This is a genomic window from Streptococcus sp. HMSC072D03 (genome assembly GCF_001812855.1).
GTDB classification, from domain to species: domain Bacteria; phylum Bacillota; class Bacilli; order Lactobacillales; family Streptococcaceae; genus Streptococcus; species Streptococcus salivarius_D.
The window spans coordinates 29,655-45,271 of the sequence record NZ_KV810690.1 but is presented as its reverse complement, the minus strand read 5'-3'; the positions used below and the strand labels follow the sequence as shown (position 1 = coordinate 45,271).

The window sequence follows — 15,617 nt, the reverse complement described above, 5'->3', positions numbered from 1 at the left end:
TTATACTCCTTTTTCAGAAAATGTTGAAAAGAAAAAACCAAGCCACTTGACTTGGTTTAGATTTTATTTAATATGTAATTTAGCACGCAGACTAGCAGCTCGGGCACCAAGCAATTGGTCAGCCATACGAGTTACAAGAGCAAGAACGCCATAGACACCGATTCCAAGGCCTCCTCCAATGACCAAGTAAATCACACTACCCATACGACTTGTTGGTGACAGTACAAACTGGAACAACCAATAGAAGACCGCAACTGGAATAGCCATGAGCACTGTAAGGATACAGATGAGCAAGGCTTTTCTAAACACTGTCTTACGACTAAAGTGCGTAACAGTGTGGAGGTGATTATACATGAGAGCAATTGGAACACCTAAACCGATGGCTGTTGAAATAACCGGGCCAAGGGCTCCTAAGAAAATAATCAATGGCAGCTGTAGAATAGCCTTAACTAAAACCCCAATCGCAAAATAGTTGATGGCTTTACGGGTTTCAAAGATTGCCTGAAGCATTGGTGCTAAAACGCTATACAAGGCCAAGAAAATAACTTGAATCAGACTGGCTACAAAGAGCAAGTAGGCCTGACTATCTGGCGCACCATAAAAGACTGTATAAAGTGGTTTAGCTAAAATCACTGATCCTACAATGGCAGGAACAATAAAGAGCAAAAGCAACTGTAAGTTATTGATAATCAGTTTAGCCGCTCCCTTAAGATCTTTCTTAACCATATTTTCCGTCAAGAGTGGAATCCCAACCCCGGCAATAGAAAGAGCAACGGCAATCAAAATCATGGTAATCTTACTTGGGTTTGAAGACAAGTAAGCATAGAGAACCTGAAGTTGACTGTTACTATAGCTTGTAAACTTCTCCATAGTACGGATAAAGGTCCATTGATCAATCAGTTGGAAAAGCTGAATAGCAGATCCAGTGATAATAAAAGGGACAGCTTCCTTAAAGGTTTCAATAACAATTGCAGTTGGATTGATATCCGGATGAACAGCCTGCTTGCCAAAAAGACTCTTGAGTTTCCCCTCCTTCCAAAGGTAGAAGAAAAGCACCCCATAACTAGCCAACATACCGATGAAAGCGGCAAATGTCGATTGGACAACTGCTGTCACATAATCGCCTGTCCCAATTTTCATGATGAAGAAGGTCGCCAACAGCATCCAAATAACACGGATAATCTGTTCCGCAATCTGACTTAAGGCATATGGCTTCATATTGTTAAAGCCTTGGAAAAAGCCTCGTAAAACAGACATAGATGGGAAAATAACAACCGCCCAAGAAAGGCTACGCATGACGCGAACCAAATCCTCGTCTCCCCCAGAAAGGTAAGACATCCACGGCGAAGCAAAGTACATGAAAACGCCAAAGATCAGTCCGAGACCAATCATGTAATACAAGATACGCTTGAGTAAGAAGAAACTCGTCTCCATCTTTCCAAGTGTGTTGTATTTAGACACCTGTTTGGCAATTGCGACTGGAATACCCGCTGTTGAAATCAAGAGGAAAAGAGCATAAATATTATACCCTTGACCAAAGAGGGCATTGGCTTGGTCACCTTGTTTACCCATCCAAGCATACCAAGGAATAATGTAGAGTGCCCCCAATAGACGGCTGATAATATTGGATGCTGTCATCCATGCCGTCCCTCTTAACATCTGCTGCTGCTGTGTATCAGTTTTAGTTTCAGTCATAACTTTCTTTCTAGAGAATAAAATATAATCTAGTTTATTATAAACTTTTGGCTGTGACTTGTAAAACAAGAACATTAAGGCTAAAATAGGAACTATGATTACTATTGAACAAGTTCTAGAGGTTCTTAAAAAGGACCATAATTTTAGAGATATTATCGACCAAGACAACTACTACTATTCATGGACTGGGGTGACTTTTGATTATCTTTCTTATGATAGTCGTGATGTCACACCATCGTCCCTCTTCTTTGCCAAAGGGGCTGCCTTCAAGCCTGAATTTTTAGAGAATGCTGTCAAAGCTGGCTTGAGTTTCTACGTGGCTGAAAAAGATTATCAAGTGGGGATTCCTGCCATTATCGTATCAGATATTAAGCAGGCTATGAGTCTCGTTGCTCAGGCCTTCTACCAATACCCTCAAGACAAGCTTAAATTGCTGGCTTTTACCGGGACAAAAGGGAAAACAACAGCAGCCTACTTTGCCTTCAATATTCTCAAGCAAAGTCATAAACCTGCTATGCTTTCAACCATGAACACGACATTAGACGGAAAAAACTTCTTCAAGTCTACCTTAACAACACCTGAGAGTTTGGACCTTTTCCGTATGATGGCTGAAGCTGTTGCTAATGGCATGACCCATCTGATTATGGAAGTCTCAAGTCAAGCCTATCTGACTAAGCGTGTCTATGGATTGACTTTTGATGTAGGTGTCTTTCTTAACATCAGCCCAGACCATATTGGGCCTATTGAACACCCAACCTTTGAAGACTACTTCTACCATAAGCGTCTCCTCTTGGAAAACAGTCGAGTTGTTATCGTCAATAGCGGTATGGATCACTTTGCTTTTATCGCTGAGGAAGTTGCGGATAAAGAGCATGACTTCTATGGTAAAAACTCCGACAATGCTGTTAAACATGGCTCAGGTTTTAGCTTTAAGGCAAGTGGGAAATTAGCCGGTGACTATGATATCCAACTCATCGGTGACTTTAACCAGGACAATGCCATGGCTGCTGGTCTGGCCTGCCTACATCTCGGAGCTAGCCTTCAAGACATCAAGAAAGGAATCGCTCAAACTTCTGTTCCAGGGCGTATGGAGGTTCTAACCCAAACTAATGGGGCTAAGATATTTGTTGACTATGCTCACAATGGAGATAGCCTAGATAAGCTCTTACAAGTCGTAACTAGCCATCAAGATGGCCATATTAGCCTAATTCTAGGGGCTCCTGGAAATAAGGGTGAAAGTCGTCGTAAAGACTTTGGACATGTCCTCAATACCTACCCTGATGTTGATGTCATCCTAACAGCTGATGATCCTAACAAGGAAGATCCTCTTGCTATCTGTCAGGAAATTGCTAGCCACATCAGTCGCGAGGTTCGTATCATTGTCGATCGAGAGGAAGCAATCAAAACAGCAATGTCTGAGACTACAGACTCTAAAGACGCTGTGGTTATCGCTGGTAAAGGTGCTGATGCCTTCCAGATCGTAAATGGTAAACGTGATAACTATGCTGGCGATATTGAAGTCGCTAAGAAATATTTGTAAAGATTTAATTAAAAAGATTCAATGATGTATCATTGAACCTTTTTAATTCATCTCAATTTTACAATTAAAGCAACACTACCGATAACGTCTCAATTGAGGTGGTTCATAAGACTGGACAAAAGCTTCAATTTCTGAAAAATCATCTGTAAAGAGGAATTTTGCTGCTGTTTCAGCCTCCAAAAAATCATGAGCAACCATGGTATCTAACATCATTTTCATAGCATCATAATAGCCATTGAGATTGAAGAAAACACAGGGTTTGTCCAACTTACCGACTCGAGCAGCTGCAATAGCTTCAGAGATTTCTTCCAGTGTCCCTAGACCTCCTGGAAGGGCGATAAAGAGATCTCCTTGCACTAGCATAGCAGTCTTTCGTTCTGCCATAGTTTCTACTATTGTCATTGAGGTTAACCCCTCATAAGCTATCTCCCTATCTTTGAGGAATTGTGGCATAATGCCATGAGCCTGTCCACCATTTTCCAAAACCGTATCACCAAGAACTCCCATAAGTCCCATCTTACTGCCACCATAGACTAGGGTATGCCCATTTTTAGCAATCCACTGACCCAAGGCAATCGTTGCTTTCTTAAAGCTAGGATTATCACCCATATTAGCTCCCAAATAGACCGTTACTTTCATTGAAGTCCTCCTTTTTATTCTATTATAACGCAAAATTCCTGCCATAACTGACAGGAATTTTTTCTTAGTCTTTACGCTCCAAATTACGAAGCATTTCATCAATTTTATTACCGTATTCGATAGACTCATCCTTAATGAAGGTCAAATCTGGAATATTATACATGGTCAATTTTTTACCAAGTTCACGCTTGATTGTCCCAGTAGCCTTTTCAAGACCAGTTTGTGCTTTTTGGTTATCTGAGGCCAAGGTTGAATGAATGGTGTAAAAAATCTTAGCAGCTGACAAATCACCAAGCATCTGTACATCTGTGATAGTGACATCTTGCACACGTGGGTCACGAACTTTCTTTTGAAGAATTTCATTGACCTCACGTTTGATTTCCATACCAACACGGTCTACACGAAATGAATTTCCCATAGTCTTATCCTTTCTCTCTTATTATGATGGAACAAAAGCCAGGCCAGATGACCTAGCTTTGTCTCCTAAGTAAGCTTTCTTAAAAGCTAACAAAATTAACGTTTAATTTCTTCCATAATGTAAGCTTCGATAACGTCATCAACTTTAATATCGTTATAGTTTTCAATCATCAAACCACCCTCTTGAGCGTTTCCGACTTCTTTAACGTCATCTTTAAAGTGTTTCAAGCTTGCCAATTTACCATCAAAAATAACGACACCATCACGAATCACACGGGCACTTGAATCACGAGTGATTTTACCACTAGTAACCATGAACCCACCGATTGTTCCGACTTTAGAAACTTTGAAGGTTTCACGGATAATAGCTTCACCAATGACTTTTTCTTCAAATTCAGGATCAAGCATCCCTTTCATGGCATCTTCGATTTCTTCGATAACCTTGTAGATGATGCTGTGAAGACGAATTTCAACTTCATCAGTTTCCGCTTGTTGACGTGCTTGTGGTGTAGGACGAACGTTAAATCCGATAACAACAGCATCTGAAGCTTCCGCAAGAGTAATATCAGATTCGTTGATAGCACCTACTGCTGAGTGAACAACATTAACACGAACACCCTCAACATCAATCTTAAGAAGTGATGCTGCCAAGGCTTCAACAGAACCTTGTACGTCGGCCTTGATGATAACATTAACAGTCTTCAATTCACCAGCTTTAAGGGTATCAAAGAGGTTATCAAGACTAACACGATGTGTTTGTTGACGTTGTTTCATAAGGGCACGTTTGGCACGTTCTTCACCGGCTGCACGAGCTGCTTTTTCATCTTCATAAACGGCAAAATGGTCACCCGCCATAGGCGCTTCGTTCAAACCAGTAATTGAAACTGGTGTTGACGGTGCTGCAGTCTTAATACGACGACCAAGGTCATTGGTCATAGCACGGACACGTCCGAAGGTATTACCAACAACGATTGGGTCTTGAACATGCAAAGTACCTTGTTGAACAAGGAGGGTTGCAACCGCACCTTTACCTTTATCCAAACGCGCTTCAATAACGGTACCGATGGCACGAACTGTTGGGTCAGCTTTAAGTTCTTCCACTTCAGCCACAAGAAGAACTGTTTCAAGCAATTCTTCAATATTTTGACCAAACTTCGCTGAAATTTCAACGAATTCGCTATCCCCACCCCATGCAGTTGAGATAACGCCATGCTCTGCCAATTCACCGATTACACGCTCTGGGTTAGCACCTGGTTTATCAATCTTGTTAATCGCAACAATGATTGGAACACCAGCAGCCTTAGAGTGGTTGATGGCTTCAATAGTTTGTGGCATAACACCGTCATCCGCAGCGACAATCAAGATAGTAATATCTGTAACAGAAGCACCACGGGCACGCATAGATGTAAAGGCTGCGTGTCCTGGAGTATCAAGGAAGGTGATTTTCTTACCACCCTCTTCAATTTGGTAGGCACCAATATGCTGTGTGATTCCACCAGCTTCTCCAGTCGCAACACGTGAGTTACGAAGGGTATCAAGAAGGGTTGTTTTACCATGGTCAACGTGTCCCATGATAGTAACAACTGGTGCACGTTCTACCATAGCATCTTTATTGAGGTAGTCTTCGTCAACAAAGAAACGTTCGATATCAGCATTATCGACTTCTTCTTTCTTGGTTGCTTCAATGCCATAATCAACCATCAACAACTCAATAGTATCCCCATCAAGAGATTGGTTTTGAGTTGCCATAACACCCATCATGAAGAGTTTCTTAACGATTTCAGCTGGCTCACGTTTAATACGTTTTGCGATTTCTGCAACCGTCATACCTTCAGTGTATTCAAATTCTTTTGGTAATTCATGGAATTTACGCTCTGTTACTGGTTTTGGAGCTGAATTACCACGGTTATTTTTACCTTTTTTATTTTTGTTTTTATTCCAGTTACTATTTCGTTGATTTCTCACTTGGTTTTGATTATTCCACTTATTATTTCTTGTTTGCTTAGGTCCATCTTCATTCTCGCGACGATTATCACGTGATTTATCTGGACGTGCCTTTTTACGACGTGTATCTTGTGCTTGCGCAGCTGGAGCTGGTTGAGCAGCCGGTGCTGGTTTGGGAGCTGGCTTAGCTTCAGCAACTGCTTTTTGAGCAGCGACTTCAGCCTGTTGTTTTTCTTTTCTTGCCTTTTCCTGCTCTTTCGCACGGCGTTGCTCTGCAGCTTTTTCTTCACGGAAGCGTGTTTCACTTTGACGTGAATATTCTGCATTTTGCTCTGCTTTCAAGGCTGCTGCACGCGCTTTAAAGTCAATACGTGGACCTGCCTGATTGTTGCGGGCAGCATCGTTGCGTTTATTTCGACCTTGATCATTGCGCTGTTTACCTTGGAAATTACGGTCACGATTACTATTGTTATCGCGCTTTCCATTGTTACGGTTTCCTTGACCATTTCCATTTTGGTTGCGACGATCATTATTCTGACGTTTACCTTGATCGTTTCCTTGTTGATTTCGGTTACGATTACGGTTGTCACGTCCTCCGCCATTTTGACGACGCTCTGCTTCTGCCTTGGCACGTGCTTCACGTTCTGCCTTAAAATTACGGCTTTGTGGTTTTTTCGGAGTCGCAGGGGCTTCTTTGACTTCAGCCTTTGATGTTTCTTTAGCTGGAGCTGATTTGGCAACAGGTACCTTATCAACCTTAGGCGCTACCTTTTCCTCTTTAGGAGTTGGTGTCGCTTTAGGAGCTGGCTTGCTTTCAGCCTTAGCTGTTCCCCCTTTTAAACTTGAAGTGATACGATTAGCATCAGCTTCTTCAACTGATGAGGAATGGCTCTTCACAGAAAGACCAAGTTCTTGAGCTTTCGCAACAACAACCTTACTTTCTACACCAACCTCTTTTGCGATTTCATATAATCGTTTCTTTGACACGTGATGTCCTCCTATTCTTTAGTCCATAAGAGTCCTCATTTTCTTTGAAAATCCAGCATCAACTACAGCAACCGTTTTTCTTGGTTTACCAATAGCCATGCTTAATTCCAGTGCGTTAAACACTGTGGAGACTTCTATATTATAGTAGTTACATTTATCAGTCGTCTTTTTAGTCACGTTACTACCAGCATCATTGGCAAGAAAAACTAGTCTCGCCTGTCCTGATTGAACTGCCTTGATGACAAGTTCTTCGCCAGAAATAAGCTTTCCAGCTCTTTGTGCTAGTCCCAACATATTTGACAATTTTTCTGTGTTATTCAAGACCTAACTCTCTTCTTTTGACCTTGTGATCCACATAAGCAATGAGTTCATCATAAAAACTTTCAGGAACATCCATGGAGAAACTATGGTTAAAAGCACATTTCTTTTTAGCTTGGAGAGCTTCTTCATTATCTAATTTAATGTAAGCACCTCGGCCATTTTTCTTTCCTGTTGGATCAATGAAAATCTCACCATCTTTAGTTTTTACAATGCGGAGCAAATCACGTTTATCAATGATTTCTCCTGAGACAACTGATTTGCGTAAAGGTATTTTTCGTGTTTTAGCCATCAAACACCTCTATGTTCTTCTTATTCTGCTTCTGTTGTTTCAGTTACTTCTTCTGTTGTGACTTCAACAGGTGTAGCATCTTCTGCAACAATCTCGTCAACAACTTCCTCAGTAGCAGCCTCAGCTTTTTCAGCTTCGAGTGCTTCATATTCAGAAGCTGACTTGATGTCAATACGGTAACCAGTCAAATGAGCTGCCAAACGAACGTTTTGTCCACGACGACCAATTGCAAGAGATAATTTGTTATCTGGTACAACTACTGTCGCACGTTTGCTATCATCTTCGTCAAAGAGAACATAGTCCACTTCAGCCGGTGCAATAGCATTGTAGATAAATTCAGCTGGATCTTCAACCCATTGAATAACGTCAATATTTTCCTCAACAGGAACTTCAATTCCCGTCTTAGCATCCAAACGTGTTGGGTGGAAACGGCTGACAACTTTCTTGATGTTGCTTCCACCACGACCAACGATAGTACCAATAGCATCAACGTTAGGGTTATGACTGCGAACAGCAACTTTGGTACGATCACCAGCTTCACGAGACACGCTCATGATCTCTACAGTTCCATCAAATACTTCAGGAATTTCTTGTTCCATGATACGTTTGATGAATTCTGGATGGCTACGGCTTACAAAGACGTTAACACCTTTAGGGTTGTTTTCAACTTTATAAACATAAACATCGATGACGTCGTGTGACTTAAAGCTTTCCCCAGGAATTTGGTCTTGGCGTGACAATTGAGCTTCGAGCGTTCCAAGATTCACATAAATGAAACGTTGGTCAAAACGTTCAACTGTTCCTTGCATGATTTCACCTTCATGTTGCTTATAGTCATTATAAGTAATTTCACGCATCTGCTTGCGCATCTTTTCCATAATGGTTTGTTTGGCAGATTGCGCTGCGACACGGCCAAATTCATCGACTGACTCTTCAAAACGAATCTTGTCACCAAGCTCGTAGGCAGAGCTGATAGCAAGGGCATCTTTCAAGCTAATTTCCAAACGACTATCAAAGACTTCATCTACAACTTCACGAACAGTATAAACTTGAAAATCACCTGTTTTTTCATTGAATTCAACTACAGCTGATTCTGACTGACCATAACGACGCTTGTAGGCTGACTTAAGCGATTCAACCACAGCATCGATGATATCTTCCTTGTTAATGTGTTTTTCTTCTTCCAAGACACGGAAGGCTTCTAGCATTTCTTTGCTCATATTCTTTGTTGTTTTAGCCTCTAAAGGCTAAAACTGGCATCCTTTCTTTATTTACACTAAGAGTTTTAGAGTTTGACTGCCAAACGAGCTTTAGCAACTGTTTGATAGGGAATCTCAACAGTTTTATGGCGAGTCTTATCAAGGTAATCAATTGTTAGGGTTTCCCCATCAAAGGCCACCAAGTCACCTTGGAAAATCTTGATCTTATCAATAGCCTTGTAAAGACTAACATTGATATATTGACCAACAGCATTTGTCAAAGCTTCTTTGGTTTTTAAGGGACGCTCTAACCCTGGACTAGAAACTTCCAGCATGTATTGATCCGGGAAAGGATCAGGCTGAATAGTATCCAAGAGGGGACTGATAATTTCAGTCAAGTCTGCAGTATCTTCTACAGTAATACCTCCTGGCTTATCAATCAAAACTGACAAGACATAGTCACCGCCAAGCTTTTCGTACTCGATATCGACCAGTTCGTATGGCTCAGGAATAGCTGGAGCTACGACTGCCGTCACGAGATCAATAATTTTTTGCGACATTATGACCTCCTTACACACACAAGAGACGAAGTTTCTACTCCGCCTCTCTTTCGTTATTTTCCTATATTATAGCATAGCTCAAAAGCCATTGCAAGGAATAACCATATCATTTCAAAGCAAAAAGGTTGGGAATCACCCAACCTTATTTATTGCGCCGCTGGAACAGTGCTGTAAGTAGTCACACCCGATCCATTATTATTGTATGTAGGGGTTGTCGTACCTTGTTCCTGAACATAATTACCTGTGTTTTCACTATAGTTATTGCTATAGGTAGTGCCTCCATTGTAGGTACTTACCGATCCACCACCTGCTGCCTCAGATGGCCAGGCCTCATAATTTGAAGATACTTCACTCGAAGCCGCACTTCCTTTGGAATTAACAAAATCATCTGAGCCATAGTTAGAGCTACCAGAACCATAGAGAACCAAACTAGTCTTAAGATTAGATTCAGAGACTTTTTTCTTACCAACTTCCTTCTTGATACGATTTTGCACCTTAAGAATATCCTCAGTAGAGGCTACTTGATAGCTTCCCCCATTGATCATGGCATCCGAACCGGCCAATTGGTATGATTTAATATTTTTAAGGGCATCACTATAACCCATCAAGCTACGCAAAGTATTGGTATCACCAAGATCAATACTTGTCTGAACATTAGAACTTACAGCCGATAAAATTTTCTTGTAAGAACCAATAGAGTCCATCTTCAAGAGCTTAGCTACAACTTTTTGAATAACCTCACGTTGACGTTTTTGGCGACCATAGTCACCATCAGGGTCATCGTAACGCATACGTGAATAGACTAAAGCTTGCTCACCGTTGATTTTATGGGTTCCAGGCTCAACTTTTGCTTGAAATTCTGGTTCATTTTCTGCAATCGAAATTGGAAAATCAAAATGATTCGTTACCTCAATACCACCAACAGCATCTACCAAATCAATCATACCCTGCATATTAATCAGTGCATAATAGTCAATATCAATATCTAAAACCTTTTGAATGGTTGAAATAGCCAAGTCAGCACCACCCTCAGCATATGCTGAATTTAGTTTTGCTTCACCTGACCCCTCAATATCTGTCAAAAGGTCACGTTCCAAACTGGTCATGGTTGTTTTCTTAGTCTTAGGATTCACTGTTACCAAAATCATGGTATCAGAGTTTCCTTCCCAGGTTTCCTTACGTTCTTTGGATCCTGTATCTACCCCCATCAAGAGAATAGTTATAGGCTTAGTCTGTTGAATAGCCTTACTATTCCCAGAAATTGCTTTAGAAGTCCTAAACGTTTTTGACAATTCGCCTGTGGCGTAATTATAAGTTGTCGTTAGGTAAATACCAGCAGCTACTACTGTCGTTGCAAAAATCGCCAACAACATCAATAAAATTTTTCGTCCAAGTTTCATGTTTTTTCCTAATCTATGAGTTTAGCCATAAGGTAAACATCTAGAAATTCTCCATTTTTAGTTCTTGCACCACGTTTCTTAGTGCCTTCAATGTCAAAGCCAAATTTTTGATAGAGATGAACCGCACGCTCATTACGTGCTTGAACCGTCAACTCTAAGCGACGGATAGCTGGGGTATGATCTGCCCAGTCAATCATTGTTTCCATAAGAAACTGGCCAACACCATTCCCCCAGTAGGGTTTAGAAACCGCAATAAATACGTCACCAATATGACTGGTCTTAGTATCTTGATCCGAGGTAACATTACAAACACCTATGACCTCATGACCCAATTTCGCCACCAAACAAATCTCATTAAGCCTATGTTGATGACCTTCAATATAAGTGGCTAACTGTTCAGCACTCAGTATAGAACTTCTATCATCTTGTGCTAGAAAATCCGATTCTAAGGCTACAGTCTCTAGTAAACGAGCTAGAGAGGCAGCATCCTCTCTTTGGGCTTCCTCAATGACTAATTCTTGCTCAGCCATTTACCATTGCCTCCTGAATCTCCTTACTTCTAGGACCGAAAGATTCAAAAAGCAACTGACGTCCATCTCCATGATGAGATATCGAAATTAGGAGATAATCACCTAACAGACTCTCATCTAGGAGCTCACCCCACTCGATGATTGTCACACCTTCACCATACAGAAAATCATCCAAATCAATAGAATCTGGATCATCACCAATGCGGTAGACATCTAAATGATAGAGTGGCACTCGCCCCTCATACTCCCTTACAATAGTATAGGTTGGACTCTTTATCATCTGTGAAATATCCAAACCTTTGGCAATTCCCTTGGTTAAGGTTGTTTTGCCAGCTCCCAGATCACCTGAGAGAACAATTATATCTCCAGAATCGAGCAGTCGACCTAGCTTTTGACCGATACTAATCAATTCTTCTTCATTTTGACTGTAAATCATGTTCTCATTATATCAAAAAATAAAAATATGGACTAGAATCCACTGTAAAAATACAGTAGAAACTTATAAATATTGAATCATTTAAGTAAGAAATTAAGATGTGTATTTTAATTTTTAATTTATTTTGGGCACGCTAAACACTCATAGATTAGAAATGTTTTTGTAAAACTTACTATAGTTTCAAAAGTTAACCAATAGTAACTCTCTCACATTCCTCCAGATAAAAATCGCAAAAGAAAAAGCCTGACAAATATACAGACTTTTAACTTTCAAGCTTTAGAACACAGCCATACTGATGAAGTTAAGGATAAACAAGATATCCAAAATCCACATAATAAAGTGGACATCCTTAGCTTGACCTTTGACGATTTTGACCAAAGTATAAGTAAGGAAACCAGCTGCGATACCATAGGTAATGCTATATGAGAATCCCATGAAAATAGAAGTGAAGAAGGCAGGAATAGCTTCAGACAAGTCTTCCCAATCGACACTCTTAAGGTTAGAGAGCATCATAACACCTACAATAATAAGAATAGGCGCTGTGGCAGCATTAGGAACGATTGATACCACTGGACTAAAGAAACTAGAAATGGCAAAGAGTACAGCAACCACAAGAGCTGTCAAACCAGTACGTCCACCAGCACCAATACCTGCTGCAGATTCAACGTAAGTTGTAACGTTTGAAGTCCCTGCAATGGCACCAATACTTGTACCAACAAGGTCAGAGTAAAGGGCACGGTCAAGAGCTTTTGATTCGTTGTTATCACCTGTTGAAGCAATGATACCAACCTTCTCACCAGTACCGATCAAGGTACCGATAGTATCGAAGATATCAGTCAATGAAAAGGCAAGAATAGCCATAAAGACACCAGGCAAACGAGAAACGTCTGAAAAGAGTGATCCCAATCCCTTTGATCCAAGCGCTGCACCAAAGACCTGACCAAGGTCTTTAATAGATGATGTCAAGCTAGCTGCGTGCCAGTCAATGCTTCCAAGATCAACAACACCAGCAAAAATAGCAATGATAGTCGTTACAAGGATTGAAAGAAGAACACCACCACGAATACCTTTAACAATAAAGAAAATCGCAATCGCAAGACCAATCAAACCTACAATTACAGTTGGGTTATTGAAAGCAACCAAACCTGGTGTAGCTGACGATGAAGCTGTAATTGACGCCTTGGCCATGTCAGCACCTTTACCTGCTACAGTGTAGGTATGAGGATTAATTGAGAATTTCAAGAAACCAGCATTTTTAATTCCCACATATGCAAGGAAAACACCGATACCTGCTGAAATCGCAGATTTGAGGGCTGTTGGAATAGACTCAATAATCATCTTACGTACTTTAGTTACTGTGATGATCAATGAAATAACACCACATAGAAAGACCATTGCTAAGGCCTCTTGCCAAGTGTAACCCAAAGAAAAAACCACTGTGTAGGTGAAGAAGGCATTAAGCCCCATACCAGGCGCTTGGGCGTATGGTAGGTTAGCATAAAATGCCATCATCAACGTCCCTGCAACCGCACCAATAATTGTTGCTAAGAAAACACCTTGTGCAGGCATTCCTGTCTGAGCCAACATCGCTGGGTTAACAAAGAGGATGTAAGACATGGCAAAGAAAGTTGTCAATCCGGCAGTCACTTCTGTACGGACGTCAGTACCATGTTCTTTCAATTTGAAAAACTTTTCCATGAAAGTTTAGACTCCTTAATAAAAAATATTGTCAAAATCCGAATAATTTCGGAACATTCTCATGTAGAATGCAACATTACTATTCTACATGAAATTATTTGACGGTGCAAGGTTTATTTCCTGAGACTTTTCTTATGAAAAACCGAACGTTCTTAGAAAGCTCTTTCTCAATCACCAACAAAGGACAGATTTTTGCTATAATAGGAACATGACAAAAAAATTGATTGCACTAGATCTTGATGGAACGCTCTTGCGCCCAGATGGAACTATTTCAGAATTCACACAAAAAACGATTAAAGATGTACAAAATAAAGGACACCAAGTTGTTATTGCTACAGGTCGTCCTTATCGTATGGCTATTGACCATTACAAAACACTAGGGTTAGAAACACCACTCATCACCTTCAACGGCTCTTTGACCAATCTTCCAGACCAAGACTGGGCTTATGAGCATTCGGTTAAATTAGATAAGAAATATCTGATTAGCCTCTTACAACGCCATGATGAATTAGAGATGGATTTTCTGGCTAGTGAATATCGAAAACACTTCTATATCACTATGAATCACCCAGAGCGTATTCAACCACAACTCTTTGGTGTTGATAAAATTATTGAGGCTATGCGTTTAGAACCAACTAAAATCACGCGCAACCCTAACGCTCTCCTTATGCAAACTCGTCATGAGGATAAGTACCAACTTGCCGATGACATCAAGAAGGACTTCAAGGAAGAAATTGAAGTTGATTCTTGGGGTGGCCCGCTTAATATCTTGGAATTTTCGCCTAAAGGCATAAACAAGGCCTACGCCCTAAACTACTTACTTAAGGCCATGCGCAAATCAACGGATGATCTGATTGCTTTTGGAGACGAACACAACGACACAGAGATGTTGGAACTTGCTAAAACTGGTTATGCCATGAAGAATGCTAGCTCTGTTCTTCTCCCCCACGCTAACGAACAAATTGAGTGGACTAATGAAGAGGATGGCGTTGCTCGCAAACTCCAGGAACTCTTCTTATAAACAAGAAAAGACACCGAAAATTTCTTCGGTGTTTTTTCTTATGATTAAGGTAAAATAGCCACTGCACGCACTGGGGAGCCTGTCGCCTTGTCCCAGTGAGGAAATGCAATCGAAATCAAAGCACCAACAGCTGGAACTTGATCCAATTGATTCAAGACTTCTACCTGATAAATGTTTTGTTCCAAGAGGTAGTATTCGTTAACCAAGCCATGTTCTGCTGCTGGAATACCAGCATCTGTATCAAAAGTCTCATGACCCACAGCCTTAACATGGCGTTCATGAATCAAGAATTCTAGAGCTTCACGGCTCCACCCTGGACTTTGTTGAACCCCATTTTCATCAAGGTTGCGCATAGCATCTTGATCTGGCCAACGCTTCGACCAATCACTACGAAAAGCGACAAAGGCCCCTTCAGTAATTTGTCCATGTTCTGCTTCAAAGTCTAAGATATCTTGTTTGCTCAAGATAAAGTTTGGATTCGCAGCAACTTCTTTAGACTTGTCGATAACATAGAGTGGTAAAAGAAGATCTTTGAGAGCAATCTCATCCAACCAACGACCACCTTCTACAAAGTGAATCGGTGCATCAATATGCGTTCCGTATTGACCAACTACTGTAAATTTTTGGACATGGAATCCATCTTTCAATGTGAAGAGGTCTTCTTGTTGCAAGGCAGGAAGGGCAGGGAAGTGTGGACTTTCTGCATTGATTTGGTGACTCAAGTCCACCCATTTTTTTGCTTGCAATTCTTTATAAATACTTAGTAAATCTGACATAAGGAGGCCCTCTTTTCTTATAGATTTAACATTAAATAGTTGATTGAAGAAGTTATAGCAGCCAATACCAGCTATTACAAGCATTTATCTCATTTTTTCTTAATCCTATTTCTTCTAGTTAGATATAGCTTAAAACTATATTTAACACTTATTGTCTGAAAAAAA

Annotated in this window: 15 protein-coding genes; 2 read left to right on the top strand and 13 right to left on the bottom strand. The window is 40.7% G+C overall.

Features of this window, described 5'->3' with window-relative positions:
* Positions 1–63 precede the first annotated feature (63 nt).
* A complete protein-coding gene (locus tag HMPREF2877_RS08030; RefSeq protein WP_002886619.1) occupies positions 64–1,695 on the bottom strand; it encodes a putative polysaccharide biosynthesis protein in 1,632 nt (543 codons plus the stop codon).
* Positions 1,696–1,789: 94 nt separating this feature from the next.
* On the opposite strand from HMPREF2877_RS08030, the gene HMPREF2877_RS08025 reads away from it, so the two are divergent.
* Positions 1,790–3,235 (top strand): UDP-N-acetylmuramoyl-L-alanyl-D-glutamate--L-lysine ligase, encoded by a 1,446-nt coding sequence (locus HMPREF2877_RS08025; RefSeq protein WP_070579524.1) that lies wholly within the window; start codon positions 1,790–1,792, stop codon positions 3,233–3,235.
* Positions 3,236–3,310: 75 nt separating this feature from the next.
* Here HMPREF2877_RS08025 and HMPREF2877_RS08020 read toward each other — a convergent pair whose 3' ends face one another.
* The 11 genes from HMPREF2877_RS08020 to HMPREF2877_RS07970 form a co-directional block, all read right to left on the bottom strand.
* Positions 3,311–3,874, bottom strand: coding sequence for an LOG family protein (locus HMPREF2877_RS08020; protein ID WP_014633582.1), 564 nt, complete (start codon positions 3,872–3,874; stop codon positions 3,311–3,313).
* A 64-nt stretch (positions 3,875–3,938) separates the two neighbouring features.
* Positions 3,939–4,292, bottom strand: coding sequence for a 30S ribosome-binding factor RbfA (gene rbfA, locus HMPREF2877_RS08015; RefSeq protein ID WP_014633583.1), 354 nt, complete (start codon positions 4,290–4,292; stop codon positions 3,939–3,941).
* Positions 4,293–4,387: 95 nt separating this feature from the next.
* A complete protein-coding gene (infB, locus tag HMPREF2877_RS08010) occupies positions 4,388–7,222 on the bottom strand; it encodes a translation initiation factor IF-2 (RefSeq protein ID WP_014633584.1) in 2,835 nt (944 codons plus the stop codon).
* Between the two features lie 18 nt (positions 7,223–7,240).
* Complete coding sequence (locus tag HMPREF2877_RS08005) at positions 7,241–7,543, bottom strand: YlxQ-related RNA-binding protein (protein WP_002883776.1); 303 nt, start codon at positions 7,541–7,543, stop codon at positions 7,241–7,243.
* Positions 7,536–7,832: an RNase P modulator RnpM gene (gene rnpM / locus HMPREF2877_RS08000; protein WP_014633585.1), complete on the bottom strand. Its 297-nt coding sequence runs from the start codon at positions 7,830–7,832 to the stop codon at positions 7,536–7,538. Before rnpM ends, HMPREF2877_RS08005 begins: the two co-directional genes overlap by 8 nt.
* Before the next feature lie 20 nt (positions 7,833–7,852).
* Positions 7,853–9,052 (bottom strand): transcription termination factor NusA, encoded by a 1,200-nt coding sequence (gene nusA, locus HMPREF2877_RS07995; protein ID WP_002886615.1) that lies wholly within the window; start codon positions 9,050–9,052, stop codon positions 7,853–7,855.
* Between the two features lie 65 nt (positions 9,053–9,117).
* Entirely contained in the window at positions 9,118–9,591 is a 474-nt protein-coding gene (rimP, locus tag HMPREF2877_RS07990; RefSeq protein WP_002883745.1) for a ribosome maturation factor RimP, read from the bottom strand.
* Between the two features lie 146 nt (positions 9,592–9,737).
* The gene (locus tag HMPREF2877_RS07985; RefSeq protein WP_014633586.1) at positions 9,738–10,991 is read right to left on the bottom strand and encodes a glycopolymer--peptidoglycan transferase LytR; all 1,254 of its coding nucleotides are present in this window, start codon (positions 10,989–10,991) and stop codon (positions 9,738–9,740) included.
* Between the two features lie 8 nt (positions 10,992–10,999).
* Positions 11,000–11,521: a GNAT family N-acetyltransferase gene (locus HMPREF2877_RS07980; RefSeq protein WP_014633587.1), complete on the bottom strand. Its 522-nt coding sequence runs from the start codon at positions 11,519–11,521 to the stop codon at positions 11,000–11,002.
* Positions 11,514–11,957, bottom strand: coding sequence for a tRNA (adenosine(37)-N6)-threonylcarbamoyltransferase complex ATPase subunit type 1 TsaE (gene tsaE / locus HMPREF2877_RS07975; RefSeq protein WP_002883769.1), 444 nt, complete (start codon positions 11,955–11,957; stop codon positions 11,514–11,516). Before tsaE ends, HMPREF2877_RS07980 begins: the two co-directional genes overlap by 8 nt.
* Positions 11,958–12,233: 276 nt before the next feature.
* The gene (locus HMPREF2877_RS07970) at positions 12,234–13,655 is read right to left on the bottom strand and encodes an NCS2 family permease (protein ID WP_002889988.1); all 1,422 of its coding nucleotides are present in this window, start codon (positions 13,653–13,655) and stop codon (positions 12,234–12,236) included.
* Positions 13,656–13,863: 208 nt separating this feature from the next.
* On the opposite strand from HMPREF2877_RS07970, the gene HMPREF2877_RS07965 reads away from it, so the two are divergent.
* Positions 13,864–14,676, top strand: coding sequence for a Cof-type HAD-IIB family hydrolase (locus HMPREF2877_RS07965; RefSeq protein WP_014633589.1), 813 nt, complete (start codon positions 13,864–13,866; stop codon positions 14,674–14,676).
* Between the two features lie 44 nt (positions 14,677–14,720).
* On the opposite strand, the gene HMPREF2877_RS07960 is transcribed toward HMPREF2877_RS07965, so the two are convergent.
* The gene (locus tag HMPREF2877_RS07960) at positions 14,721–15,452 is read right to left on the bottom strand and encodes a cyclase family protein (RefSeq protein WP_045001939.1); all 732 of its coding nucleotides are present in this window, start codon (positions 15,450–15,452) and stop codon (positions 14,721–14,723) included.
* Between the last annotated feature and the right edge of the window lie 165 nt (positions 15,453–15,617).

What these genes read in the sequence shown, in the direction of transcription:
- HMPREF2877_RS08020 (WP_014633582.1), bottom strand. Translation starts at nt 3,874, where the DNA reads ATGAAAGTAACGGTCTATTTGGGAGCTAATATGGGTGATAATCCTAGC.
- rimP (WP_002883745.1), bottom strand. Translation starts at nt 9,591, where the DNA reads ATGTCGCAAAAAATTATTGATCTCGTGACGGCAGTCGTAGCTCCAGCT.
- HMPREF2877_RS07985 (WP_014633586.1), bottom strand. Translation starts at nt 10,991, where the DNA reads ATGAAACTTGGACGAAAAATTTTATTGATGTTGTTGGCGATTTTTGCA.
- rnpM (WP_014633585.1), bottom strand. Translation starts at nt 7,832, where the DNA reads ATGGCTAAAACACGAAAAATACCTTTACGCAAATCAGTTGTCTCAGGA.
- tsaE (WP_002883769.1), bottom strand. Translation starts at nt 11,957, where the DNA reads ATGATTTACAGTCAAAATGAAGAAGAATTGATTAGTATCGGTCAAAAG.
- HMPREF2877_RS08025 (WP_070579524.1), top strand. Translation starts at nt 1,790, where the DNA reads ATGATTACTATTGAACAAGTTCTAGAGGTTCTTAAAAAGGACCATAAT.
- HMPREF2877_RS07960 (WP_045001939.1), bottom strand. Translation starts at nt 15,452, where the DNA reads ATGTCAGATTTACTAAGTATTTATAAAGAATTGCAAGCAAAAAAATGG.
- nusA (WP_002886615.1), bottom strand. Translation starts at nt 9,052, where the DNA reads ATGAGCAAAGAAATGCTAGAAGCCTTCCGTGTCTTGGAAGAAGAAAAA.
- HMPREF2877_RS08030 (WP_002886619.1), bottom strand. Translation starts at nt 1,695, where the DNA reads ATGACTGAAACTAAAACTGATACACAGCAGCAGCAGATGTTAAGAGGG.
- HMPREF2877_RS07980 (WP_014633587.1), bottom strand. Translation starts at nt 11,521, where the DNA reads ATGGCTGAGCAAGAATTAGTCATTGAGGAAGCCCAAAGAGAGGATGCT.
- rbfA (WP_014633583.1), bottom strand. Translation starts at nt 4,292, where the DNA reads ATGGGAAATTCATTTCGTGTAGACCGTGTTGGTATGGAAATCAAACGT.
- HMPREF2877_RS07970 (WP_002889988.1), bottom strand. Translation starts at nt 13,655, where the DNA reads ATGGAAAAGTTTTTCAAATTGAAAGAACATGGTACTGACGTCCGTACA.
- HMPREF2877_RS07965 (WP_014633589.1), top strand. Translation starts at nt 13,864, where the DNA reads ATGACAAAAAAATTGATTGCACTAGATCTTGATGGAACGCTCTTGCGC.